The 23,394-nt window shown below is 70.3% G+C and carries 16 protein-coding genes and 2 pseudogenes; 6 read left to right on the top strand and 12 right to left on the bottom strand.

Annotation, left to right across the window (positions count from 1 at the left end; translation table 11 throughout):
* Positions 1–44: 44 nt before the first annotated feature.
* Both ACFXAE_RS23020 and ACFXAE_RS23015 read right to left on the bottom strand, forming a co-directional pair.
* Complete coding sequence (locus ACFXAE_RS23020; protein ID WP_384717913.1) at positions 45–287, bottom strand: integrase core domain-containing protein; 243 nt, start codon at positions 285–287, stop codon at positions 45–47.
* Positions 284–484, bottom strand: coding sequence for a hypothetical protein (locus ACFXAE_RS23015; RefSeq protein WP_384717911.1), 201 nt, complete (start codon positions 482–484; stop codon positions 284–286). The genes ACFXAE_RS23020 and ACFXAE_RS23015 overlap by 4 nt, the downstream gene beginning before the upstream one ends.
* Positions 485–973: 489 nt before the next feature.
* On the opposite strand from ACFXAE_RS23015, the gene ACFXAE_RS23010 reads away from it, so the two are divergent.
* Together ACFXAE_RS23010 and ACFXAE_RS23005 are read left to right on the top strand one after the other, a co-directional pair.
* Entirely contained in the window at positions 974–4,336 is a 3,363-nt protein-coding gene (locus ACFXAE_RS23010; protein WP_384717909.1) for a S8 family serine peptidase, read from the top strand.
* Between the two features lie 183 nt (positions 4,337–4,519).
* Positions 4,520–5,819 (top strand): annotated as a pseudogene (locus ACFXAE_RS23005) (IS256 family transposase).
* Positions 5,820–6,675: 856 nt separating this feature from the next.
* Here ACFXAE_RS23005 and ACFXAE_RS23000 read toward each other — a convergent pair.
* Positions 6,676–9,657: a BTAD domain-containing putative transcriptional regulator gene (locus ACFXAE_RS23000; RefSeq protein WP_384717907.1), complete on the bottom strand. Its 2,982-nt coding sequence runs from the start codon at positions 9,655–9,657 to the stop codon at positions 6,676–6,678.
* Positions 9,658–9,874: 217 nt separating this feature from the next.
* On the opposite strand from ACFXAE_RS23000, the gene ACFXAE_RS22995 reads away from it, so the two are divergent.
* The 4 genes from ACFXAE_RS22995 (at position 9,875) to ACFXAE_RS22980 (ending at position 13,585) form a co-directional block, all read left to right on the top strand.
* On the top strand, positions 9,875–11,002 hold the full coding sequence (locus tag ACFXAE_RS22995) for a tryptophan dimethylallyltransferase family protein (RefSeq protein WP_384717905.1): 1,128 nt from the start codon (positions 9,875–9,877) through the stop codon (positions 11,000–11,002).
* A gap of 79 nt (positions 11,003–11,081) precedes the next feature.
* Complete coding sequence (locus ACFXAE_RS22990; RefSeq protein ID WP_384717903.1) at positions 11,082–12,476, top strand: tryptophanase; 1,395 nt, start codon at positions 11,082–11,084, stop codon at positions 12,474–12,476.
* Between the two features lie 354 nt (positions 12,477–12,830).
* Positions 12,831–13,196, top strand: coding sequence for a hypothetical protein (locus tag ACFXAE_RS22985; protein WP_384717901.1), 366 nt, complete (start codon positions 12,831–12,833; stop codon positions 13,194–13,196).
* A 53-nt stretch (positions 13,197–13,249) separates the two neighbouring features.
* Positions 13,250–13,585 (top strand): hypothetical protein, encoded by a 336-nt coding sequence (locus ACFXAE_RS22980; RefSeq protein WP_384717899.1) that lies wholly within the window; start codon positions 13,250–13,252, stop codon positions 13,583–13,585.
* A 576-nt stretch (positions 13,586–14,161) separates the two neighbouring features.
* Here the strand turns inward: ACFXAE_RS22980 and ACFXAE_RS22975 are convergent.
* The 9 genes and pseudogenes from ACFXAE_RS22975 to ACFXAE_RS22935 all read right to left on the bottom strand — a co-directional run bounded on the left by ACFXAE_RS22975 (position 14,162) and on the right by ACFXAE_RS22935 (position 23,391).
* Positions 14,162–14,692, bottom strand: a complete 531-nt coding sequence (locus ACFXAE_RS22975; RefSeq protein ID WP_384717897.1) for an MOSC domain-containing protein — start codon at positions 14,690–14,692, stop codon at positions 14,162–14,164.
* Positions 14,693–14,787: 95 nt separating this feature from the next.
* Positions 14,788–15,223, bottom strand: a pseudogene (locus tag ACFXAE_RS22970) (IS5 family transposase); the annotation flags it as partial.
* 114 nt (positions 15,224–15,337) lie between these two features.
* Positions 15,338–16,954 carry an IS3 family transposase gene (locus ACFXAE_RS22965; protein ID WP_384717895.1) on the bottom strand — a complete coding sequence of 539 codons (1,617 nt, stop codon included), beginning with the start codon at positions 16,952–16,954 and terminating at the stop codon, positions 15,338–15,340.
* A gap of 119 nt (positions 16,955–17,073) precedes the next feature.
* A complete protein-coding gene (locus ACFXAE_RS22960; protein WP_384717893.1) occupies positions 17,074–18,072 on the bottom strand; it encodes an ester cyclase in 999 nt (332 codons plus the stop codon).
* A 106-nt stretch (positions 18,073–18,178) separates the two neighbouring features.
* On the bottom strand, positions 18,179–19,525 hold the full coding sequence (locus ACFXAE_RS22955) for an MFS transporter (RefSeq protein ID WP_384717891.1): 1,347 nt from the start codon (positions 19,523–19,525) through the stop codon (positions 18,179–18,181).
* 216 nt (positions 19,526–19,741) lie between these two features.
* Positions 19,742–20,527, bottom strand: a complete 786-nt coding sequence (locus ACFXAE_RS22950; protein ID WP_384717889.1) for an HpcH/HpaI aldolase/citrate lyase family protein — start codon at positions 20,525–20,527, stop codon at positions 19,742–19,744.
* Complete coding sequence (locus ACFXAE_RS22945; RefSeq protein ID WP_384717887.1) at positions 20,524–21,297, bottom strand: SDR family NAD(P)-dependent oxidoreductase; 774 nt, start codon at positions 21,295–21,297, stop codon at positions 20,524–20,526. Before ACFXAE_RS22945 ends, ACFXAE_RS22950 begins: the two co-directional genes overlap by 4 nt.
* On the bottom strand, positions 21,294–22,604 hold the full coding sequence (gene hisD, locus ACFXAE_RS22940) for a histidinol dehydrogenase (RefSeq protein ID WP_384717885.1): 1,311 nt from the start codon (positions 22,602–22,604) through the stop codon (positions 21,294–21,296). Before hisD ends, ACFXAE_RS22945 begins: the two co-directional genes overlap by 4 nt.
* A 49-nt stretch (positions 22,605–22,653) precedes the next feature.
* A complete protein-coding gene (locus tag ACFXAE_RS22935; RefSeq protein ID WP_384717883.1) occupies positions 22,654–23,391 on the bottom strand; it encodes an alpha/beta fold hydrolase in 738 nt (245 codons plus the stop codon).
* Positions 23,392–23,394: the final 3 nt, after the last annotated feature.

Genomic DNA, 23,394 nt, shown 5'->3' with positions numbered 1-23,394 from the left:
GACTACGTCGTCCCTGGGCCTTGACCCTGGTTCCTGGACACGGGTTATGCGGCTTGGGTCAGCGTAGTTGGTGTCGTTCGGAGGGTGTTCTCGTAGGCGGTCGGGCTGCGGTGGCCGAGGCGGGAGTGACGGCGTCGGGTGTTGTAGCGATGGAGCCAGTGGAACGCGTCGAGGCGGGCCTCGCGCTCGCTGGACCAGTGCTTTCGGCCCTGGAGCGTCTCGCGTTTGAACGTCGCGTTGAAGGACTCGGCGAGCGCGTTGTCCGCGCTGGAGCCGATCGCGCTCATCGACTGGCGGACGCCGGCCTGTCGGCAGGCGTCGGCGAAGGCCCGGCTGGTGTCTGGGCCCCGTGGTCGGTGTGCATGACCGCCCCGGCGAGGCTGCCGCGGGTGCGTTCGGCGGCGACCTGCCTGATCGTCGCCTCGGGCCGCGACTGATACAGCGCGACCGCGTCCGCCTTGAACTGCGGCGGATAGTTCTTCATGACCACGAGATGTCCGTTCTCAGATCCTCAGGATCCAGTGTCTCGTGTGTCCAGGATCAAGGGTCAAGGCCCAGACCGTCCGTCGGCGCGGCAGGCGCATCTTTGGCTGACGTGGCCGCGGTCGCCTGCCGTCGGCCAAGTGGCGGTCCCCGAGCACATCCTCGGATCGGCCGATGCGGTTCCGTTATCGTCCGAGCCAGGTCCGGTCACACAGCGGACCTAGCTTCAACGACCGTGATCGCTCAGCGCGTGAGGTCTTCGGCATCCCGGTCCCGCGGCCCGGACGGTCTGCCTCCGGCGGCGGACCCACTGCCGGCCTGTCCTGGTCGGCGCGGGACGGCGTGACGTTTCAACCTCGGAGTCATCGCGGGGCGGGCCTGTGTGCTCCAGCCCTTCGTTCCTTCATCCCTCGACGAAAGAGATGGCATGAGTATGTCCTTATCTCCCGGCAGACGAATACGTGCGGCCGCCCCGCTGGGGGCTCTCGCCATGGCCGCCGTAGTCACCGCGACCGGGATGCCGGGGGTGAGCCAGGCCGTCGCCCTGACCCCTGACGCTCCGGCAGGCTCGGGGAGGGCCCTGTCCGTTCCGGGGGCGAAGAGCGCCAAAACGGTGACGCTGATCACCGGCGACAGGGTGTCGATCGCCGCGGACGGCTCTGTCGCCGGGATCGAGAGGGCCAAGGGGCGCGAGGGCGCGTCGTTCTCGGTCCGGAAGGTCGACGGGCACAGCTTCGTCATACCGGGCGACGCGGCGCCGGCTGTCGCCCAGGGAAAGCTCGATCGGCGGCTGTTCGACGTGACGCAACTCGTCGCGTACGGGTACGACGACGCGAGCCGGTCCGACCTGCCGCTGATCGTCACCTACGCCGGGGACGAGACACCCCCCGCGAGCGCCTTCCGCGACGCACGGGCCAAGGCCGGCCAGGAGCTGACCAGCGTCAACGGCGTGGCGCTACGGGCCGACAAGCACGGCCACTCCGCGTTCTGGGACACCTTCACCGACGGCGGGGACGGTGGACAGGGCACGGCGCGGCTGTCCGGCTCACCGGCGGTGAAGAAGGTGGTGAAAGTCTGGCTGGACGGCAAGCGCCAGGCCGGCCTGGACAAGAGCGTGGCCCAGACGGGCGCGCCGACGGCCTGGGGCGCCGGGTTCGACGGCACGGGCGTCAAGGTCGCCGTGCTGGACACCGGCGTCGACCAGACGCACCCCGACCTGGCGGGCCAGGAGATCGCCGAACGGAACTTCTCCGACGCCGAGGACAGCGTCGACCGAGTCGGCCACGGCACCCATGTGGCCTCGACGGTGGCCGGTACGGGTGCCAGGTCGCAGGGCAGGTACAAGGGCGTCGCGCCGGGCGCGCGCATCCTGGACGGCAAGGTCCTGGACGACAGCGGCGGCGGCTGGGAGTCCGGCATCATCGCGGGCATGGAGTGGGCGGTCGCCGAGGGCGCCCAGGTCGTCAACCTCAGTCTGGGCGGCACCGACACCCAGGGCATCGACCCGCTGGAGGAGACGGTCAACCGTCTCTCCGCCGAGACGGACACGCTGTTCGTCATCGCCGCGGGCAACACGGGCGAGGACGGCGAGAGCACCGTCGAATCGCCCGGCAGCGCCGAGTCCGCGCTGACGGTCGGCGCGGTCGACAAGGCCGACAAGCTCGCCGACTTCTCCAGCCGCGGCCCGCGCGTCGGTGACGGAGGAGTCAAGCCGGACCTGACCGCGCCGGGCGTCGACATCACGGCTGCCGCCTCCACCGCGAGCGACATAGAGCAGGTGTTCCCCTCGGGGACGCCCGGTTACGCCACCCAGAGCGGCACGTCGATGGCCACTCCCCATGTCGCGGGCGCCGCCGCCATCCTGGCGCAGCAGCACCCGGACTGGACCGGCGAGCGGATCAAGGCGGCGCTCACCGCTTCCGCTGAGCCCGGCCCGTACAGCGCGTACCAGCAGGGCACCGGCCGCACCGATGTGGCCCGGGCGATCGGGCAGACCGTCGTCGCCGAGCAGGGGCCGATCGGCTTCGGCCGCCCGAAGTGGCCTCACACCGATGACGAGCCGGTGACGAGGGAGATCACGTACCGCAATCTCGGCACCGAGCCGGTCGTCCTGGACCTGGCAATCGAGGCGCTCGGGATGGACGGCGGGCCTGCCCCCGAGGGCATGTTCGAGATGTCGTCGCGGCAGCTCGCCATTGCGGCGGGCGGTGCGGCGAGCATCACGGTGACCGCCGATACGCGCGTCGGCGGCGAGGCCTACGGCTCGTACGGCGGCTCGGTGACCGCAGCCTCGGCCGACGGCCGGACCCGGGTGCGCACCGCCTTCGGCGTGGAGCGCGAGATCGAGTCGTACGACCTGACCATCAAGCACCTGGACAACAACGGCAAGCCGACCGGCAAGGGTTTCACGACGATCGACGGCCGGGACCGCGACTACTACCAGGAGTTCGCCGACGCGACGGACGGCGAGATCACGGTGCGCCTGCCCAAGGGCGGTTATGCGCTCACCGGGATCCTCAACGCCGGCGGCGAGTCCGCCGCCCCCGACTCCCTCTTCCTGGCCCCGGCCCTGCAGCTGACCGAGGACACCACGGTCGTCATGGACGCCCGGGAGGCCAAGCCCACGCGCATCACCGTCCCCGACACGGGAGCCGAGAACCACCACGCCCAGCTCATCCCGGGCTACACCCGCTCCGACGGGCAGCCCTTGGGCTTTACGCCGTCCATCTTCGACTTCCCCGATTTCCAGAGCTTCAAGGTCGGTCACATCGGCCCGGAGGCGCCGAAGGACGCGGCATACGCCCAGTACAGCGGTTTCTGGACACGTCAGCCGGCCGACGGGCGCGCAGTGAACTACCGTCTCGCGTGGAACCGTACGGGTTCGCTCGGCGGCTTCACCACCGACGTCCGGCGCGAGCAGCTGGCCGAGATCGACTTCGCGGCCGGCAGGCCCGGCCCTGAGCCAACCGCTCAGGTCGCGGTGATGCCCCTGACACCCATCGGCGAGTTCGCGGCCGACTTCAGCACCCCCACCCAGCGCCAACTGCCGCTGCAGACCTCTGAATACGTCCTCGGCAACGGCGTCAAGTGGTCCTACTCCGTACACCAGTGGGAGTCGGGGAACGCGCAGATGGGAAGGTTCACGGCGTACCAGCCGAAGAAGAGCTACACCGCGCGGTTCAACGTCGGTGTCTTCGGTCCGCTCCTGCCCCCGGGTGAGGGTGAACCGCGGTGGGGGCGTCCCGGGATCGCGCGGAGCGGGAACACGATCAAGGCGCATCTGCCCATGTTCGGCGACAGTGACGGGCATGAGAGCAGCAGCGGTTACACGGAGCTGGAGAGTTCGCTCCGCGTCGACGGCGAAGAGATCCCCGCCGAGGGCGATCCGCTGAACATCGCCGAGTACACCGTCCCCGCCGGGAACGGCCGGTACGAACTGAGTGTCGACGCCTCCCGGGACCCCGAGCTACTCGCGGTAAGCACCCGCGTGCGGGCGCAGTGGACGTTCAGGTCGGCCGGCGTGTCCGGGGAGAGTTGGGCCCGGCTGCCGCTGTCCGTGGTCCGCTTCTCCCCCGAGCTGTCACTGACCAGTACGGCGAAGGCCGGCGAGAGGTTCCAGGTGCCCTTCACCGTGGAGGGCGCGGCCACCGCTCGGACAGCCAAGAAGCTGGAGTTCGAGGTGTCCTACGACGACGGCAGGACCTGGACCACGGCCAGAGCCGTCAACGGTACCCACCTGTCGCTGAACCACCCCGCGCAGCCGGGCACCGTCTCGCTGCGTGCCAAGCTGACCGACCGTGACGGCAACACCCTGGTCCAGACGATCGACCGCGCCTACCTCACGGTCCGGTAGGGCGAGGGCCGAAGGGCACGTTCCGACAGGGCCCGGGTCGAAGACCCGGGCCCTGTCGGTGTGGTCGCGCTCCGGTGGACGGGCTTGGGACCACCGGAGCGGTCACCCGGTGAGGAAGGCCACGCGCGGCAGCCTCCCTCAGCGCGAAGGGGGACTGTAAATCGTTCGGTGTAACTCCCGATCATGGAGGATGCATCGACGACCAGTGAGAACGTGACCGAGCAGGACGCTGTCGAGTCGGCAGCGGCTGTGTCGGCGAAGGCCGTGGACGACCAGCTGATCGACGAGCTGGTGGGCCGTGCCCAGGCCGAGGGCCTGCAGTTGACCGGCGAGGGCGGGCTGTTGCAGCAGCTGACCAAGCGGGTGCTGGAGTCCGCTCTGGAAGGCGAGATCACCGACCATCTCGGCTATGACAAGCACGATCCGGCGGGCAAGAACGGCGGCAACTCGCGCAACGGCACACGCTCCAAGACCGTGCTGACCGACGTCGGGCCGGTGGACATCGTCGTGCCCCGCGACCGGGACGGCTCCTTCGAGCCGAAGATCGTCAAGAAGCGGCAGAAGCGCCTGACCGGTGTCGACGAGATGGTCATCTCGCTGGCCGCGAAGGGCCTGACCACCGGCGAGGTCCAGGCCCACCTGGCCGAGGTCTACGGCGCCGAGGTCTCCCGCCAGACCATCTCCACCATCACCGACAAGGTCCTGGAGGGCATGGCCGAGTGGCAGAGCAGGCCCCTCGACCCGGTGGTTTTCATCGACGCCATCCACGTGAAGATCCGCGACGGCGCGGTCGCCAACCGGCCTATCTATGTGGCCTTGGCCGTCACCACCGAGGGCCGGCGGGAGATCCTGGGCCTGTGGGCCGGCGACGGCGGCGAGGGCGCCAAGCACTGGATGCACATCCTCACCGAGATCAAGAACCGCGGTGTGAACGACGTCCTTATGCTGGTCTGCGATGGGCTCAAGGGCCTGCCTGAGGCGGTGGATGCGGTCTGGCCGCAGACCATCGTGCAGACCTGCGTGGTGCATCTGCTGCGGAACTCCTTCCGGTATGCCGCCCGTCAGGACTGGGACAAGATCGCTCGCCTCCTCAAGCCCGTCTGCACGGCGCCGACCGAAGAGGCCGCCCTGGAGCGGTTCGCCGAGTTCGCCGACGCCTGGGGCAGGAAATACCCGGCGATCGTGAAACTGTGGGAGAACGCCTGGGAAGAGTTCACCCCCCTTCCTGCGGTTCGACACCGAGATCCGCCGGATCGTCTGCACGACGAACGCGATCGAGTCGGTGAACGCCCGTATTCGCCGGGCGGTCAAGGCCCGCGGACACTTCCCCAACGAGCAGGCCGCCCTGAAGTGCGTCTACATGGCGATCATGTCCCTCGATCCCACGGGCAAGGGACAGGCCCGCTGGACCATGCGCTGGAAGACCGCGCTGAACGCCTTTGACATCACCTTCGACGGCCGTCTGCCCGCAGCCCGTCAGTAGCCCCAACCACCCCAGTCACACCGCTCGTTTGACAGACTCCTTGCTGGGTGTGAGCCCTCCACAGGCACGAGGCAAAGATGAAGCAACGCCTGCCTTTGGGCGCGGGGGCACGTCGCGGGTGAAGGTGAGTACGACGGCTGCCCGCGCGCAATCGGCGAGCGTGGGCCCTGCTCGACGACCGACAGAGGCCAGTACCGGGGCTCCTGCGGAGTCGGGAGTCGCGCACCGCCGGAAGAGCTTCGCACCGTGCCGTTGAGGGCCGGAGTCGGGTTTTCGGCGACCGCCTGACACGTCGAGGCTGCCCGGCGGGTCAGCGCAGTGCGTAGTCGGGCAGGCGGACCACCTCCGCGCGGGTGTTCTCCGGGGCGTCCGCGGCGAACTTGTCCAGTACCTCCTGGGTGGGGGCGGGCATGAAGAACCTACCCCACGGACAACAACCGGCGCCGGGTGACGACCAGGGGGTCGACTCATGATGACCGAGTCCGACCGAGCGTGGGCCTTCGGCGGAATCCTGTTCGGCGGAGCCATCCCCCTGTCCGCCGCCGGCTGGACCGGTGCGCTGGGCGTTCCGCTGGTTCCGTAACCCGTCCGGCCCGGCCACCCCGCACCAGGTGCGCGAACTGCATCAAGCTCCACCCGGACCACATCAAGGACCTGTTCCGCCACCTCAACGTGGCTGCGGGCCCCGGCAGTAGCGGCGCCCGCGGAGCGGTCCGCGACAAGCTCGAACGCAGCCTGCCGGTCCTGACGACGGCTGCCTGCAGGCAGCCGCCGGCCGATCGCCGGCCGGCGTGTCCGCGAGGAGCCGCCGCAGCTGTGGGGGCAAGCTGCCCGTCAGTGAGGTGAGCTGGTGTCACTACTGCCGCACGGGAGCGGACAGACTGGTCGAAGAGCGGTCCTGCTGACGCGGGCGAGGCGCCGCCCCGGCCCCCGGCTGCGGGTCGGTACGTGGCTCCGCGCTGGTGCGCAGGGCGAGGAGCACGCTGTTCTCGGAGGCGCCGTACGCCCAGGCCTGTGCGTACTCCTGGGCGCTCAGGGCCGCCCGAACCCGGCGCTCGGCGGCGACATGGGCGTCGTGGAACGGACGTAGGCCGGTCAGTGCGACGCCGGTGTCCTGCCGCAGCCGGTGCGCCGCACCTAGCAGCCGGGCGGCGTCGGTGTGCCGGTCCGTCTCGGCGACCGCCCAGGCCAGCGTCTCCACCCCCCAGACGGGACCCCAGTTGTCGCCGAAGGAACTCTGCCGGGCGAGGGCATCGCGCAGCGGGGCCAGGGAGCCGGCCGGATCGCCGTGGCGCAGCTCGACCAGTCCTGCGCACCAGCAGGCCCAGGTGCGGGCCCATGGCGCGCCGCTGGCCTCGGCCTCGGCGGTGTACTCCCTGCTGGCGGCACAGGCCGAGACCGGGTCGCCGAGGAAGGCCTCGGCCATGGCCCACATCATGGTGGCCATGTGGGCGTCACCGCGCCCTCCGTCCCGCAGGAACTGTTCCCGCGCGGCGGCCAGGCGGGGGATCGACTCCGAGGTGCCGTCGACGAGCAGGGCGTGGGCGCCTTCGATGAAGGTGAGCGAGGCCACCGCCGGGCCGTCGGAGCCTGCGGCCTGTGCGCGGCACTCGGCCAAGAACGTCTCAGCGGCCGGATTGTCCCCTTGGCACAGCGCGATCCACACCTTCATCGCCAGCGCGCCGGCCGTCAGGTCGGGGGGCAGGTCGGGAGGGGACGCGAGCAGACGTTCCAGCCAGTAGCGGCCCTCACCGAGCACGCTGCTGAAGAACCAACAGCGGGTGCGGGCGAGGTCGACGGCGACGGCGACCGCTGTTCCGACGTGCTCGCGCCGGGTGGCACAGAAGTCCAGCGCGGCCCGCAGATTGGGCAGTTCGTCGCGCAGCCGTAGCAGCCAGTCGACCTCGTGGGGGCCGCACCACTCGGCGCCCGCGCGCAGGGTCATGGCCCGGTAGTGGGCGCTGTGCCGGATGCGTAGACCGGTGTGCTGGGTCAGTTCCCCCAGCCGCTCGAGACCGTACTGACGGATGGTCTCCAGCATGCTGTACCGGGCGCGCGGGCCAGTGCTGTCGACCGCGACCAGGGACTTGTTCACCAGTGTGGCGAGCAGGTTCAGGATCTCTTCTCGCTCTACGCCCTCCCCCGCGCAGACGGCTTCGGCGGCGGACAGGTCGAAGCCGCCGCTGAACACGGACAAGCGCGCCCACAGCAGTCGTTCCTGCGGGGTGCACAGGGTGTGGCTCCAGTCGATGACACCGCGCAGGGTGTGCTGATAGCGCCTCTCGGTGCCTGGCATGTCGGGGAGACAGAGCACGCGGAAGCGGTCGTCGAGGCGTTCCAGTATCTCCTGGGCCGTCATCGCGCCGAGACGTACGGCTGCGAGTTCGATGGCGAGGGGGATGCCGTCGAGGCGCCGGCACAGCTGGGCGACGGCGGCGCGGTTGCGCGACGTGATGCCGAACGCCGGAGCGGACGCGGCGGCGCGCTGCGCCAGGAGACGCACGGATTCGGAATGCTCGGAGGGCTGCTGGGCGTCGCACGCGGCGTCCGGGTCCGGGAGCGTCAGGCAGGGCACGGTCAGGATGTGCTCGCCGGGTACCCCCAGACGGTGCCGGCTGGTGGCAAGGACGGTCAGTCCCGGTGCGGCCCGCAGCATCCGCAGGACCAGTGCCGCGACGGCGTCGGCTACGTGTTCGCAGTTGTCCAGAAGGAGGAGCAGCTGCCGATCGCGCAGGCGGTCCTCGATGGCTTCCGCGGGCGGCCTCGCGGACTGGTCGCGCAGTCCCAGGGCTTCGGCGACGGCGCGGTCGAGCAGGGCCGGTGCGGTGAGCGGGGCGAGGTCGGCGAGATGGATGCCGTCCGCGTACGAGGCGGCGAGCTGTGCCGCCGACCGCAGCGCCAGCCGTGTCTTGCCCACACCGCCCACACCGGTGAGGGTGACCAGCCGGGCGGTCGACAGCAGGGCACGGAGCTGGGCCAGTTGCGCCTCGCGGCCGATGAAGCCGGTCGTCTCGACGGGCAGAGCGTGCCGGCCGGGGGCGTTCGGCAACGAGGCGGCTTCTGTCCTGCCCGGCGACCTCCCGAGATCGGGGGCGGCCGCGAGGAGCCGCGCGTGCATGTCCCGCAGCGCGGGGCCGGGAGTGACACCGAGCTCGTCGGTGAGGAGCGCGGTGACGGTCCGGTAGCACTCGAGGGCTTCGCTCTGTCGTTCACAGCGGTAGAGCGCTAGCATGCGCTGGGCCCAGAAGTGCTCACGCAGCGGATGGGCTTCGACCAGTGCCCGCAGTTCCGGCAGGACGTCTGCGGAGCGGCCTGCTGCCAGGTCCGCGTCGATGCGCAGCTCGAGCGCGGCCAGGTGCTGTTCCTGCAGGGTGAGCCGCAGCTCGGGAAAGACGTCACCGGGCAGGTCGCACAGCGGATCTCCGCGCCACAGCTCCAGGGCTTGACGCAGCAGTGCCGCCGCACGCTCGGCCGTGTTCCGCTCCAGCGCGGTCCGGCCGAGACGGACGAGCGAGGTGAAGCGGCGAACGTCCAGCGTCTCCGGATCGGTCTCGATCAGGTAGCCACGGGGGTGGGTCCGTACGGGTCCGGTGTCCGCGGGGCTGCCGAGTGCGCGGCGCAGACGCAGCACGTAGTTCTGGAGGGTGTTGCGGGCGCGGAGCGGAGGCGTCTCGCCCCACAGACGGTGGACCAGAGTGTCCACGGTCACCACCCGGTCAGCCTCGACCAGCAGAGATGCCAACAGCATCCGCAGCTTGGCGGCGCCGACGTGTGCCGGTGCGCCGGACCGCCGGACCAGCAGCGGCCCGAGGATCCCGAACTCGTATGTGTTTTTCACTGTTCCCCCATCGGGCCCTCGCCCGGACACTCCATAGCCTACAACGGTGCGTGACCAGACAGATACTTACTGTAGTGGCGCGAGGTCGCCGAGTGACCGGCGCGCGACCGGGATGACGGCCACGGCGGAGATCGTGGATTCCTTCCCGTGCCGCACCCCGGAGGCAGCCATGAACCCACCCGCCCCCTCGGGCTACACCCTTCCTCCGGAACGGAGCATGGGTGTCGTTCCGGCGACGTCGACGTTGCGGGAGCACCTGGCCGGTCAGCTTCGGCGACTGCTCGATGCCACGGACGTGACCTGCTCCTGGGCGCAGGACGTTGTTCGGCTGCTGCCCGCACTGCTGGGCCCCGCGGCAGGGAGCCCACTGGGTGCCGGGCCGCCTTCACCGTCCTTCGTAAGCGACGATCACTCGCCAGCCGAGCTGTCCGTGTCGTTCGCCGCCGACGGCGCGCCGACGGTACGGGTGCTGGTCGAGCCGGGCTGCGGCGCGGGAACCGTCGCCGACAGCGGCCGGGCGGGATTGCGGGCCCTGGACCGGATGGCGACCTGCTGGGATTTCACCGCAGAGCCCGTCGCCCGGGTCATGGATCTCTTCCTTCCCTCGGCGGCCCGTGGCCCCTTCTCTCTGTGGTGCGCCATGGACCTGCGTCGGTCAGGGCCGCCCGGCGTGAAGGTCTACCTCAACCCCGAGGCTCACGGCGGCGACCGCGCCGCCGAGGTCGTCGAAGAGGCACTGACCCGTTTCGGGTTCCGGCTGGCTTGGCCGGCGCTGACGGCTCGGGCCGCGTCCTGGTGCCCGGACCGGGGCCGCTTGGTGTTCTTCGCACTGGACCTGGGCCACTGGCAGGAACCACGGGTGAAGCTGTACATCGCCCATCAGGGTTTCTCCGTCGAGGAAGCGGAGGCCGTGGCCGGACTGCTGCCCGACGGAAACCCTCGACATGTGGGGGACTTCTGCCGCACGGTCGGAGGTGGTGCCCGTCGTTTCGACGGCCTGCCCCTGGTCTCCTGCCTGTCCTTCACACGACGGGACAGGGAACGTCCCAGCGGCCACACCCTGCACGTCCCGGTCCGCGACTACGCCCGTGACGACTGTGTCGCCCGCGACCGCGCCGCCGCCGTCCTGGGCGCCCGCGGCGGGGGCGCCGCCCTGCTGGACAAGGCGCTCGCCGCCATGACGTCCCGTCGTCTGTCCGACGGCGTGGGGTTGATCTCCTACGTCTCCCTCGCCCGGAGCACCGGCGGCCCACCACGCGTGACGGTCTATTTCTCACCCGAGGCGTACGCCGTCCACCCGCCGCATGACCCACCCCGGGACACCGCTGCCGGCAAGCGCGCGTGATCACCACGTCCACATCCCTGCGACACCGTGCCCGCGGATCCGCTGCGGCCCCGCAGGCGCCGCACCGAGGAGCAGAACCATGGAGCCATACCGGATCAAGGCCGTCGAACCGATTCCCACGACTACCCGCGAACAGCGCGTCAGGGCCCTGAACCGCGTCGGGTACAACCTGTTCGGACTGCGCGCCGAGGAAGTGACGATCGACCTGCTGACGGACTCGGGTACCGGCGCTCTGTCGGCGGCACAGTGGGCGGCCGGTGTGGCCGGGGACGAGTCGTACGCCGGATCGCGTTCCTTCCACCGCTTCCGGGAGGTCGTGGCGGAACTGACCTCCTATCCGCACATCCTGCCGGTACATCAGGGCCGGGCCGCGGAGCGCGTCCTGTTCTCCGCGCTGCTGATTCCCGGCCGGATCACCCTGAGCAACACCCACTTCGACACCACGCGCGCCAACGTGGAACTGAGCGGCTGCCAGGCCCGTGACCTGCCCTGCCCGCGGGCGCGGAACCTGCATAGTCCCGAGCCGTTCAAGGGCGACATCGACCTGGACGGTCTGGCGGGGGAACTGCGCGGCCCGGACGCCTCCCGCATCGCCCTGGTGATCATGACGCTCACCAACAACGGCGAGGGCGGCCAGCCCGTCTCCATGGACAATCTGGTCCGCGCCGCCGCCCTCTGCCGGGAGCACGGCGTCCCGCTCTTCCTGGACGCCGCCCGCTTCGCCGAGAACGCCTACCTGGTCACGCAGTGCGAGTCCGCGTACGGCGGCCACAGCCCGACGGACGTCGCCAAGGAGGCGTTCCGCCTCGCCGACGGCTGTCTCATGAGCGCCAAGAAGGACGGCATCGTCCATATCGGCGGCTTCCTCGGTCTGCGGGACGAGGCACTGGCCCGCCGGTGTGAGCTGACGCTCATTGCCACGGAGGGCTTCCCGACCTACGGCGGACTCGCCGGGCGAGACCTGGAGATGATCGCCCAGGGCCTGACCGAGGCCTTGGACCCCCGCTACCTGCGTTCCCGGGCCGAGGCAGCCGCCCACCTCGCGGCGCTGTGCCGTAACGCGGGCGTCCATCTGGTCGAACCCCCCGGCCTGCACGCGCTCTACCTCGACGCGGGTCACCTCCTCCCGCACATCGCCCCGCATCGCTTCCCCGGGCACGCACTCGCCTGCGCGCTCTACCTGGAGGGCGGTATCCGTTCGGTGGAGCTCGGCTCCCTCTACCTCGGCAAGGAGGACAGCAACGGGGACCCGGTCACCACCGCCCCGTACGAGCTGCTGCGCCTCGCGCTTCCCCGCCGGACGTACACCCGAAGCCATCTGGACCACGTCGGACAGACCCTGGAAGCGGTAGTCAAGAACAAGGACCGGGTCCCGGGGTACCGCATCGTCGAACACGCCCCGCTCTTGCGCCACTTCCGCGCCCGGCTGGAACCCGTGCCCGCCGGGCCGGGAGCCGTTGCCACGACCGGGTGAAGCTCCTGATCACGGGGAACGCGCTGATGACTGGTGAGACCAGGATCGAGGCCGAGTCCGTCGAGCCGTCGCCGCACCGCCGGCCACCGGTGACAGGGGCCCGGCGTGACGTGCCGCCGCCGTTCGGACCACCACGGCGCACCCCGAGCCCGACGCTCCGCGCTGCCGGCCCGAACGCGGGCCTCCGGATCCGACCGGGAGCCTGGAGCCCTCCCCGCAAGCTTCCACGCGCACCCCCACGTGCGCCGCTGAGCCACAGCGTTGGTGCTCTCCGTCACCCACATCAATGACAGTTCGTAGCGGATCAGGCATGGCACTCCACGGGGAGTCGCCGGGAAGAGTTGGAGAGGTCTCATGAAGTCAGGTATTCGCCGGGCGGCCCGGATGTGCCGACGTTTGACGGCCGCGGCGGCCGTCGCGACCGTCGTCGCCCTGCCGGCCGTCGGTGCCGTCCCGGCCCACGCGGGTCCGTCGGCCAGTGAGCAGCACAGCCGGAGCGCCCGAGGCGGGCTGTGCCACTACTTCACCACCTGCGTCGTCAACGCGAACAACGTCTACTACCGGGACGCTCCCGGCGGGCGTGCGCTCGGGCAGGTGCACCGGGGCCAGGAGTTCCGCGTCCTGGGAGGCCAGGCGGGGACCCCGTGGTTCCGAGGCGACATCGTCGGCGGCCGGGCCGACGTCTGGATCCACGGTGACTACCTGGAGGACCACCTGTGAAGCGACGGCACAGACAAGCAACGACCGCACCGGCCCGGACAGGAAGGCACCTCTTGAACACCAAGCGCACCGCCGCGAAGACCGCCCCCGTGACGACCGTCGCCGTACTGACGCTCCTGGGGACGCTGTTCTCGGCACCGGCCACCGCCGCACCACCCCAGGGTGACTTCACCGCCACAGGCGTGAAGATCCACGTCAGTTACAGCACCACCTCGTTCGCCCGGGGCCACGGCAACCCCGGCGACGGGTACACCTGGCTGGGCGGGCAGAGCAACGCGGAAGCGGTGCCCTGCCCGGACGGCAGCGTCAAGGATCACTGGACGTACGTCCACAACAACCGCACCGGAGTCGAGGGTTATGTCTCCGACTGCTTCATTAGGGAGTACTGAAGGGAGTGCTGACCGGGGCGCCCGGTGATCTCCCCTTTCGGTCCGGGCTCTGGCACACGCCCGATGCGGATCGACGCACCGGCCGTACCTCCAAGGCGTCGGCTGGGACCGGTGAAGAGGAGGTCACCGCTGACTGTCACGGACGGCGCCGCAGCTCCGCTGGGCCTGCTGCCGCGCCGGCGCTTGGCGGAGGGGCGACGGACAGGGACCTCCCGTGGCCGGCCGACGGGTGGTGTCGGCCACGGTGGTCGACCGTGACCGGGAAGCAGCCCGAGCCGAGAGTTGTGCTTCCGTCAGGAGATCGGCGGGCAGCCACGGCTGACCGGACCGGATCTGCTCGTGGGCGGCCGCGTCCAGCTGGGCGCGCGGTGTCCATGCCCGTGTGGGGTGCCGTGCGCAGGATGACGGCGGCGGTCGCCTGCTCGGCCTCCATGACGTGCTCGTAGTGCTCGGCGATCCGTCTCGCCTGGTGACCGGGCAGGGGACAGAAGCGATGCACGGCCTACGGGGGCGGGTGATCCACGTTGTCGGTCACCAGCGTGGATGCGATGTGCCGGACGACGGCGGGCACGGCCGTCAGACCCGCTCCAGGGGCCGGTGCGGCCCGCTGGGCAGCTCCGCTTTGATCGTGTCGCCCGGACGCACCACGCCACCCTCTTTCACGATGCTCATGATTCCGGCCTTGCGTACGATGTTCCCGGTCTCGTCGCGGCCGACAACCTGCTTCAGGAGCCCGTCCTGGAAGTTGTCGATCTGCCGGCAGGGATTGCGCAGGCCGGTCACCTCCAGCACTGCGTCGTCGCCGATGCGCAACAGCGTGCCGACCGGCAGGCCGAGCAGATCGATGCCACGGGTGGTGATGTTCTCGCCGAGGTCACCGGGTACCACCTTGAATCCCTCGGCGAAGAGCTCTTCATGGATGAGGTGGACCTGGCGCAGGTTCGGCTGGGTGGGGTCCTGCGCGACGCGTGAGCGATGCTTGACCGTCACGCTCGCGTGTACGTCGCCCTCCACACCGAGCCCGGCGACCAGCGTGATGCTGTCCCGGTTCGGCTTGGTGAATGAGTACACGCCGTTGCTGCTGACTGCCGCCACTGTCCCGCTCATCCTCGGACCCCCTCCTCAGTGACAATGATCAGTCACGACTCTGACCTCCAAGGCCCAGCAGCCACGGTCAATCACGGGTGAGGCCGTAAGAGGTCCTAACAAAGGCGTTGGACGTGTCGGTGGGTGATGAGGCAGGTGGCGAGGCCGAGGAAGGCTTCGTGGATGTCGTCGCGTCTCTCCCAGCGGATGCGCAGGCGACGGAAGCCGTGCAGCCAGGAGATGGTGCGTTCTACGACCCAGCGGAAGATGCCCAGGCCGGAGCCGTGCGGCTGGCCGCGTTCCGCGATCACTGGACGGATACCGCGCTTCCGTAGCAGTCGCCGGTACTTGTCGTGGTCGTAGCCGCGGTCCGCGAAGAGCATGTCCGGCCGTCGCCGCGGCCTGCCGGCGACCGGTGGGACCTTGTCCAGCAGGGGCAGGAGCTGGGTGACGTCGCCCGCGGTTTCCGCCGGTCAGCGACACCGCGAGCGGGATGCCCTGGCCGTCGGTGAGGACGTGGTGCTTGCTGCCCGGCCGTGCGCGGTCGACCGGGCGTCGTAGTGGGTCTTCCGCAGATCCTGATGCGCTCAAAACCCGGTGAACCAATTCACGACCGACTTCGTCTAGACGGTTGAGATTCGTAGACGCTGTTATCCGGGTGCGCTCTTACCGGCAAGCTGCAATCCTTCCATAGAGGTGGATATGTCCCTTTCTGTAATCCTGTTCTTCTTTGTCGCAGTCGTCACGCTTTCTGCATACAGGTTTGTGCGGCGCCGACTGACCACCGGCGCCGCGTTGGGAGTGGCGGTTGGCGCTCTGGGGCTCCAGCTCTTCGGCCTTTGGGTCATGGCCGAGCTCACATTCGCCAACATGGGCTGAGCTCGACTCTGTCGGGGATCTTGGAGTTTTCCGGTGCGTCGCGGTGACCGGTGGGCATGCTCGGGGTGTTCCTGGAGTCCGTGCAGTTGTCGAGGTGTCCATAGTCGCTCCGTCCTCGTTCCGGTGAGGAAGTTCCGCCTCTGACCGCGCAGATCGCGCGGGCGAGCAACCCGGGCGGCACGGTGGCGATGTGGGTGAGAGACCGTCTGAACGGGCTCTGGCGTGACGAGGACTTCGCGGACTGGTATCCGCGGGATGGACGTCTGAACCGTTCCGGGTTCGGTAGAGATCTCGGAGTGTCCTGAGTTTGGTGGTTGTGAGGTAGTGGTTGTTCTCGTATTCGACCGGTGGGACGTGGCCTATCTCACCGTGGAGTCGTCGGTGGTTGTACCAGTCGACGTATTCGGCGGTGGCGAGCTCGACGTCGGACAGCGTCTTCCACGGCCGCCGGGGTTTGATCAGCTCGGTCTTGAACAGCCCGATCGTGCTCTCCATCAGGGCGTTGTCGTAGGCGTCGCCGACCGAGCCGATCGAGGCGGCGATGCCGGCGACGTCCAGGTGCTCGGCGAGCCGGAAACTCGTATATTGCGACCCGGCATCCGAGTGATGAATCAACTCGCCCGGCTGGACGGGGTGTTGGTCACGGTCGCGTTGCCAGATCGCCATCTCCAGGGCGTCCGGCACGAAGACCGTTTCCTTCACGGTGGCCGCGGACCAGCCGACGATCCGGCGGGAGAAGGTGTCCACGACGAAGGCGACGTAGACGACGCCTGCCCAGGTCTTCACGTGGGTGAAGTCCGCGGCCCAGCACCGGTTCGGGGCGCCGGCGACGAAGTCGCGGTCGACGAGGTCCGGGGCCCGCCCGGCCTGGCCGCCGGGAAGCGTGGTGATCACGCGTTTGCCGCGGACCGCGCCGGTGATGCCGTGCTCGCGGGCCGCGCGGATGTCGTGGACAGCGCCGGGCAGTGCGGGCGAGGCCCACAGGAGCCTGCCTGCTGGGTCGGTGAGGACCTGCACGTTCATGCCGTGCTTCTTGTGCTTGCCGGAGTAGAAGGGCCGGTCGGCGGCGATGCGGTCGATCGGCAGCAGCGTGCCGTCCAGGATCACGAAGGCTTTGCGGGAAGCGGCCCGGACGGCCTCGGCGAGGCCGGGAGCAAGCGCGGCCAGCAGTTCGACGGCCTCGGACACGTACCGGCAGATGGTGCTGACGCTGATGCCGAACCCGGCTGCGAGCTGGGCGTAGGTGTGCCCGCACCGCAGGTGGGCCAGGACCAGCAGAGCCTGCCGGTCCGTTCCCAGCCGGCGCCACCGTGTTCCGCGCTCACGCCGCAGCACGGTCAGCTTCCCGGCCAGGAACCGCAGGGCTGAACTGGACAGATCGAGACCAGACGGGTAGACAAGCATACGAAGCTCCGGGCGGACAGGTTGATCTTGGTCGACAACCCATCTACCAGGAGCTTCACCTCTTCCCGCAGCCACCCCCACGCCAACTCGCTTACCAAGCCAGCCAGGTTGAAAACGGCTCAGTAGATGTTGGCCGCGACCTCGGGGCCGTCCCCGCGCCCCGCGTTGATCTGCGCGCGCAGCGAGATCTCGTCGTAGACACGGACCTCCTTCACGATGCGGCCCTCCTGGATCAGGAACTGCGAGACGCCGAGCACCGTGACCGGCCGTCCGGTGAGAGGGCCGAAGGCGGGGATGCCGCGGTAGGTGCCGTGCATGGTCCACAGGACGGCCACGCGCAGGCCGGCGTACCGCGGGGAGTGGTTCGTCTGGATGTCACGGACGGCGAACCGGGCGTCGGGGAAAGGGCCGACCATGGCGAGCAGGTCGCTCTGGTAGCGCTCGGGGCGGATGACGGTCCGGTCGCCGATCGTGTGGAGGAACAGGTCGCGGTCCATGAAGTCGTTGACCCTGTTCAGCCGACGCTGCGTCCACACCTCGTCGATGAACTCGACCACCATCTCGCACTCGGGACGGAATGCGTCCGGACGCGGACCGCTGACCCCGTTCAGCAGCACGTCCTGCGGCGGCTCGTCCAGCATGGAGCCGCTGTACCCCTGGAAGGTCAGCTCGCGAGCCGCCTCGGCCGGGTCCAGGCCGCTCTGCAGGCAGTCGGCCAGATCGTCGCGCACCACCCACTCCTCGACCATCCGGCCGCGTCGGTACAGGCAGTTGGCCACCGTGCGTTTGCGGATGCCGACGAGGCGGCCGTCCACGAGGTGCTCGTCGGCGGAGAAGACCAGGTGGGAGCTGAGGAAGGCGTCGTTGCCGCGCGCCTCCCACACCACGTCCTCCGCCTGGCCGATGTGGCCCGGCGTGCTGCCCATGCGGATCGTACTGCCCTCGATGACACCGTCACGGCCGACGACGGTGCCGAGGCTGGTGTGCACGATCGAGTCGGGCTCGTAGTTGTCGACGATGTGGGCGATGTCGCGGTCGACCCAGATCCGGTCGGTCACCTCGCGGATGAAGTCGTCCGGGTCCTTGTAGGGGAGGTAGGCGACGGGGTCCAAAGGCATGGTGCTTCCATTCCGGTAGTGATGTGAATGCGTATGTAGGTGCTTGATCGGGAGGGTAGCCGGGGAGAGGGCACGCCGGGTCGCCGGGAGGGGGTCTCCCGCCGCGCTAGCGGGCGAACTTGTCCGCGCCCAGGTGACTGCGGTACGTCTCCGTCATGAAGGCGCTCACGACGACCAGGGCCAGGAGGGCGCCCACCGCCAGGTAGGCCCAGACTGCGTAGATGGTGCCGAAGGTACTGACCAGCAGCGTCGCGACGAACGGCGTGATTCCCATGAAGATGGAGAACGAGCTGTTGTACGCGATGGCACTGGCGCTGAACCGGGTGCGGGTGGAGAAGAGCTCGGCCGCGCAGACGGTGACGATGCCCGTGAGGAAGAACTCCGGCACGATGTAGATGAGCTGGCTGGCCACGGCCGCCCCGAAGGTGCCCTGCTCGCCGACCCGGAAGGCGATCGGTACCAGCACGATGCACGCGATGGCGCCGGTGACCAGCATCGGCTTGCGTCCGATGCGGTCCGACAGCATGCCGGCCAGCGGCAGGGCGGGGATGAGGACGGCGATGGAGATGGCGTTCGAGGCCAGGCCCATCCAGCGCGGCAGGCCGAGCGTGTCGGTCAGGTACTGCGGATAGAACGTGACCCAGGTGTAGGAGAGGATCGCGAGCATGATCGAGACGCCGCAGAAGACCAGGATCGGCCGCCACTGCGAGCGCAGCGCCTCACGGATCGGCGCCTCGACGACGTCCGCACCCTCCTCGGTCGCGCGCACGAACTCCGGGGTCTCCTCGATGTGACGACGCAGCCACATCCCGACCAGGCTGAGCGGGACCGCCAGCAGGAACGGGAGGCGCCAGCCGTACGAGTCCAGGGCCTGGCCCTCGAACACCCAGCTGGTCAGGGCCGCCGTACCGGCACCCGCCAGGATGCCGACGAAGCAGCTGTTGGAGGCGTACGACGTGTAGTAGGCCCGCCGGTTCGGCTCCGCCCACTCCACGATGAACGCGACGGCCCCGACGTACTCGCCGCCCGAGACCGCGCCCTGGACGACGCGGAGCAGCAGGAGCAGGATCGGCGCACCGATGCCGATCTGCTGGTACGTGGGCAGCATCCCGATCAGGCCGGTGGTCACGCCCATGGCCACGATGGTCCACAGCAGCGTCCTCTTGCGGCCGACCCGGTCGCCCCAGCGGCCCACGAGGGTGCCGCCGAGCGGGCGGAACAGGCAGGCGATGGCGATGATGGCGTACGTGCCCAGCACCGCCACGGTCCTGTCGCTCTCGGGAAAGAACGCCGGGGCCATGATGGGTGCCATGTAGCCGTACAGGCCGTAGTCGAACTGCTCGACGAAGTTGCCGATACTGCCCGCGCCGATGGCTCGGCGTATCGCCTTCCGCTTGTGCGGGTCGACCTGGGGGGAGTCGACGGCTTGGCTGGGTGGCGCTGCGGCGGACATGGGTTCTCCGATCGCGCGGGAGGGGGGATGGGTAGTACATACGTATGAACTGGTCGGGAACGCTAAGGATCCGGATGTAGGGCGTCAAGGGTTCGCGCCGGAGGATTCGACAACCCCGGAAGACGGCAGCCGAGAGCTCGGCGCGCGTCACGCAGGGTGCGGGACGCCCCCCGCCGCCGGGCGGGTCCGCCGGTGCGGGCGGCCCGCCCCCGGCCGTCAGACGGGGTCTGCGGTCGCGCCCGTCGTCCCGGGCGCGGCCAGGGAGCGCAGGGTGTCCATGAGCACGTGCGCCATGTTGTAGACGATCAGCTGGAAGCCCTGGCGCTCGGCGGCCCGGGCGGCGTCGAGGCTCGGCACGATCGTCATGACCGCGCGCTTGTGGGCCCGCGCGGCGTCGTGCGTCCGGGCGATCAGCCCGTCGACGACGCCGGGCTCCGGGAAACCGCAGTCCGCGGCCAGGTCGGCGGGGCCCACGAGGACCGCGTCCACCCCCTCGGTGCCGGCGATCTCCTCGGCGTTGTCGCAGGCGCGTCGCGTCTCGACCATGGTCACGACCAGGGTCTCGCGGGACGCCGCCACATGGTCGGCCGCCGTGACCGTGCCGAACCGGCCCGCTCTGCTGTAGGTGGCGAAACCCCGCTTTCCCCACGGCGGGTAATGGCTGGCCTCCACCGCCCGCCGGGCATCCTCGCGGCTGTCCACGTGGGGGTGGATCAGCCCGGCGGCGCCCACGTCGAGGCAGCGCAGCGCGAGCGCCGGCTCGGCCGAGCCCACGCGGACCAGGACGTCGATCCCGTGCGCCGCCGCGGCCGTGACGTGCTGCTGGAGCAGCGCCGTGTCGGCCGGCCCGTGCTCGCAGTCGATGACGACGAAGTCGAATCCCGCGACCCCCGCCATCTCCACCAGCGTCTCCGAGGGGAGCCGCAGCAGGGCGCCCCGCAACTGCTCGCCGTCCGCCAGCCGCTGTTTGAGGCCGCGGTGCGGTGCGCCGTGTGCCGTCATCGGGCCACCATTCCCGCGGAGAGGTCGATGTCGGCCCCGCACAGTCCGCGCATGCGCAGCATCGCGCTGACGGCCTCGCCCACCTCGTCCTCGGTGACCATCCGCCCCAGGGCGGAGCGTGCGACGAACGCCTGCTCGGCCTGCTCGTAGGTGCTGCCGGTGCGCTCCGCCTCCAGGCGGAAGTTGCGCTCCATGCGCGGCCCCGAGACGGGCCCGGGGGACAGGGAGTTGACCGTGACGCCCAGCGGCCCGACCTCGCCGGCCAGCGTGGCCGTGAGACCGATGACCGCCATCTTCGACGCGCAGTACGGGGTGCGCCGCAGGAGCGGACGCTTGCCCGACACCGAGGCGATGTTGACGACGTCGCCCGCGCCGCGCCCGGTCATGGCGGGCAGGAAGGCCCGGCACATCAGGAACACCCCGCGCACGTTGATGTCGAAGACCTCGTCCCAGTCGCGCGGGGTGATCTCGGTCAGCGGCGCCACCGGGCCGGCGATCCCGGCGTTGTTGACCAGGATCGATATCTCCTCACCGGCCAGGCTCCGGGCGAGCTCCTCGACGTCGTCGGGGCGGGAGACGTCGCAGACCCGGTACGAGACGTGCGGACCGAGCCGGGACGCGGTCTCCTCGAGCGTGGTCGCGTCGCGGCCCGTGATCACCACCCGGGCCCCGTCGGAGAGCAGGGACCTGGTGATGGCCCGGCCGAGGCCGCTGCCTCCCCCGGTGACGAGTGCGGTGCGGCCGGCCAGCGGTGCGGGGAGGCCGCTCATGCGACGCCCTCCTCGTTCCACGGCAGGGTGCCCCTGCCGTACTTGGCGGCGCGGACGTCACCGGAGCGGGCGTGGCCTTCGAAGAGCTCGACGCGCGCGGCCCGGCCGCACACCTCGCCGAGCAGCGCGGAGGACGCGGTGTCGGTGACCTCCTGGTACGTCACCGTCTTGAGGTACTTGCCGACCCACAGGCCACCGGTGTAGCGGGCGGCGCCACGGGTGGGCAGGACGTGGTTGGTGCCGATGACCTTGTCGCCGTAGGAGACGCAGGTGCCTTCGCCGAGGAAGAGCGCACCGTAGTCGCGCATCTTGTCCAGGGCCTGGCGCGGGTTCTCGGTCAGCACCTCCACGTGCTCGCTGGCGTAGGAGTCGGCGATCTCGAAGGCCTCGTCGAGGGTGCCGGCCACCACGATCTCGCCGTGGTCGCGCCAGGCCGGTGCGGCGAAGTCCCGGGTGGGCATGGAGGGCAGCAGGCGCTCGATGTGCCGCTCGACCTCGCGGCCCAGCTCCTCGGACGTGGTGACCAGCACGGCGGGGGAGTCCGGGCCGTGCTCCGCCTGCGACAGCAGGTCGACGGCCACCACGAACGGGTCCGCGTGCTCGTCGGCGATCACCAGGATCTCGGTCGGTCCGGCGAACAGGTCGATGCCGACCTCGCCGAACAGCTGCCGCTTGGCCTCCGCCACGTACGCGTTGCCCGGGCCCGCGAGCATCGGGACGCGCCCGATGGTCTCGGTTCCCACGGCCAGCGCCGCGACGGCCTGGACTCCGCCCAGCAGGTAGATCTCGTCGGCGCCCGCGAGGTGCATCGCCGCGACCGTCGCGGCGGGGATCTCGCCGCGGATGGGCGGGGTGCAGGCGGCGACTCGGGGGACACCCGCCACCTTCGCGGTCACGATCGTCATGTGGGCCGACGCGGTCAGCGGGTAGCGGCCGCCGGGCACGTACGCGCCGGCGCCGGACACGGGGACGTGCCGGTGGCCCAGGTGGACGCCGGGCAGCGTCTCGATCTCGACGTCACCCAGCGCGTCCCGCTGGGCCTGGGCGAACGTGCGGACCTGCTGCTGCACGAAGCGGATGTCGTCCAGGACCGTGTCGGGCACCTGGGAGACGATCCGCTGGATCTCCTCGGGAGCCAGCCGGAACGACTCGGGGCTCCAGTTGTCGAACTTCTCGGAGTACCGGCGGACCGCGTCGTCGCCGCGCTCGCGGATGTCGTCGAGGATGACGCGGACGCGCTCGGCGACGTCCGCCCGGGCCGCGGTCACTTGCGCGGCGGGCACGGGGGACTTGAGGTGTCGGGGCATGACGGCTCTCTTCCACTGGGGTTGACGGTGCGGGGGGTCCGGGGAGGCGTTACGGGGCGGCGGTGGCAGGTGTCGTACGAGTGGCGGCCGCGACCAGTTCGCGCAGCGCCGCCGTCACCGCCTGGGGCTCTTGCCACGGCAGCAGGTGACCCGCGCCGGGCAGCAGCGTCAGGGCCGCTCCGGGGACCGCGTCCGCGATCGCCCGGTGGAAGGCGGGCGGGCACAGCGTGTCCCGCGCCCCGGCCAGGACCACGGTGGGGCAGCGGGCCGTCCGCAGCGCACCGGACGCGTCCGCGCGGGTCGCCTGCGCGGCGAGCTGGGCGCGGGCGGCGGTGGCGCCCACGGCGTGCGCCATGTCGCGGTAGCGCCGCGCGGCCTCGGGTGTGGGGCAACGGTCGGGGAACATGTCCGGCAGCGTCCGCTCGACGACGTCCCCGAACCGGCCGGCCGCGATCAGCTCGTCCATCGCCCGCCAGGCCGCGTACTGCTCGGGACGCGGTGCTCCGGCGTTGGTCGCCATCACGCACAGGCCCGCGATGCGCTCGGGCGCACGGCGCAGCGCCTCGAAGCCGACGATGGCCCCCAGACTGAGCCCGACGAGCACGAACGGGCCCACAACCGCGGCGAGCACGTCCTCGGCGAGCGCCCCGATGTCCGCACGCCGCAACGGGATGTGGTGGACGTCGTGGCCTTCGGGGAAGTCGACGTCGCCCCACAGGCTCGCGTCGCAGAGCATCCCGGGCACGACGACGAGCGGAAGTGGACCGGCCGTGTCCTCGTGCGCCATGCC

Origin of the sequence: Streptomyces sp. NPDC059454 (genome assembly GCF_042749965.1) — a bacterium.
Classification (GTDB): Bacteria; Actinomycetota; Actinomycetes; order Streptomycetales; family Streptomycetaceae; genus Streptomyces.
This window is presented reverse-complemented; position numbering and strand designations above follow the sequence as displayed.

Bases quoted from the DNA above. Each gene is read 5' to 3' on its own strand.
- ACFXAE_RS23020 (WP_384717913.1), bottom strand. From the start codon at position 287: ATGAGCGCGATCGGCTCCAGCGCGGACAACGCGCTCGCCGAGTCCTTC.
- ACFXAE_RS23015 (WP_384717911.1), bottom strand. From the start codon at position 484: ATGAAGAACTATCCGCCGCAGTTCAAGGCGGACGCGGTCGCGCTGTAT.
- ACFXAE_RS23010 (WP_384717909.1), top strand. From the start codon at position 974: ATGGCCGCCGTAGTCACCGCGACCGGGATGCCGGGGGTGAGCCAGGCC.
- ACFXAE_RS22995 (WP_384717905.1), top strand. From the start codon at position 9,875: ATGGGTGTCGTTCCGGCGACGTCGACGTTGCGGGAGCACCTGGCCGGT.
- ACFXAE_RS22990 (WP_384717903.1), top strand. From the start codon at position 11,082: ATGGAGCCATACCGGATCAAGGCCGTCGAACCGATTCCCACGACTACC.
- ACFXAE_RS22985 (WP_384717901.1), top strand. From the start codon at position 12,831: ATGAAGTCAGGTATTCGCCGGGCGGCCCGGATGTGCCGACGTTTGACG.
- ACFXAE_RS22975 (WP_384717897.1), bottom strand. From the start codon at position 14,692: ATGAGCGGGACAGTGGCGGCAGTCAGCAGCAACGGCGTGTACTCATTC.
- ACFXAE_RS22965 (WP_384717895.1), bottom strand. From the start codon at position 16,954: ATGCTTGTCTACCCGTCTGGTCTCGATCTGTCCAGTTCAGCCCTGCGG.
- ACFXAE_RS22960 (WP_384717893.1), bottom strand. From the start codon at position 18,072: ATGCCTTTGGACCCCGTCGCCTACCTCCCCTACAAGGACCCGGACGAC.
- ACFXAE_RS22955 (WP_384717891.1), bottom strand. From the start codon at position 19,525: ATGTCCGCCGCAGCGCCACCCAGCCAAGCCGTCGACTCCCCCCAGGTC.
- ACFXAE_RS22950 (WP_384717889.1), bottom strand. From the start codon at position 20,527: ATGACGGCACACGGCGCACCGCACCGCGGCCTCAAACAGCGGCTGGCG.
- ACFXAE_RS22945 (WP_384717887.1), bottom strand. From the start codon at position 21,297: ATGAGCGGCCTCCCCGCACCGCTGGCCGGCCGCACCGCACTCGTCACC.
- hisD (WP_384717885.1), bottom strand. From the start codon at position 22,604: ATGCCCCGACACCTCAAGTCCCCCGTGCCCGCCGCGCAAGTGACCGCG.
- ACFXAE_RS22935 (WP_384717883.1), bottom strand. From the start codon at position 23,391: ATGGCGCACGAGGACACGGCCGGTCCACTTCCGCTCGTCGTCGTGCCC.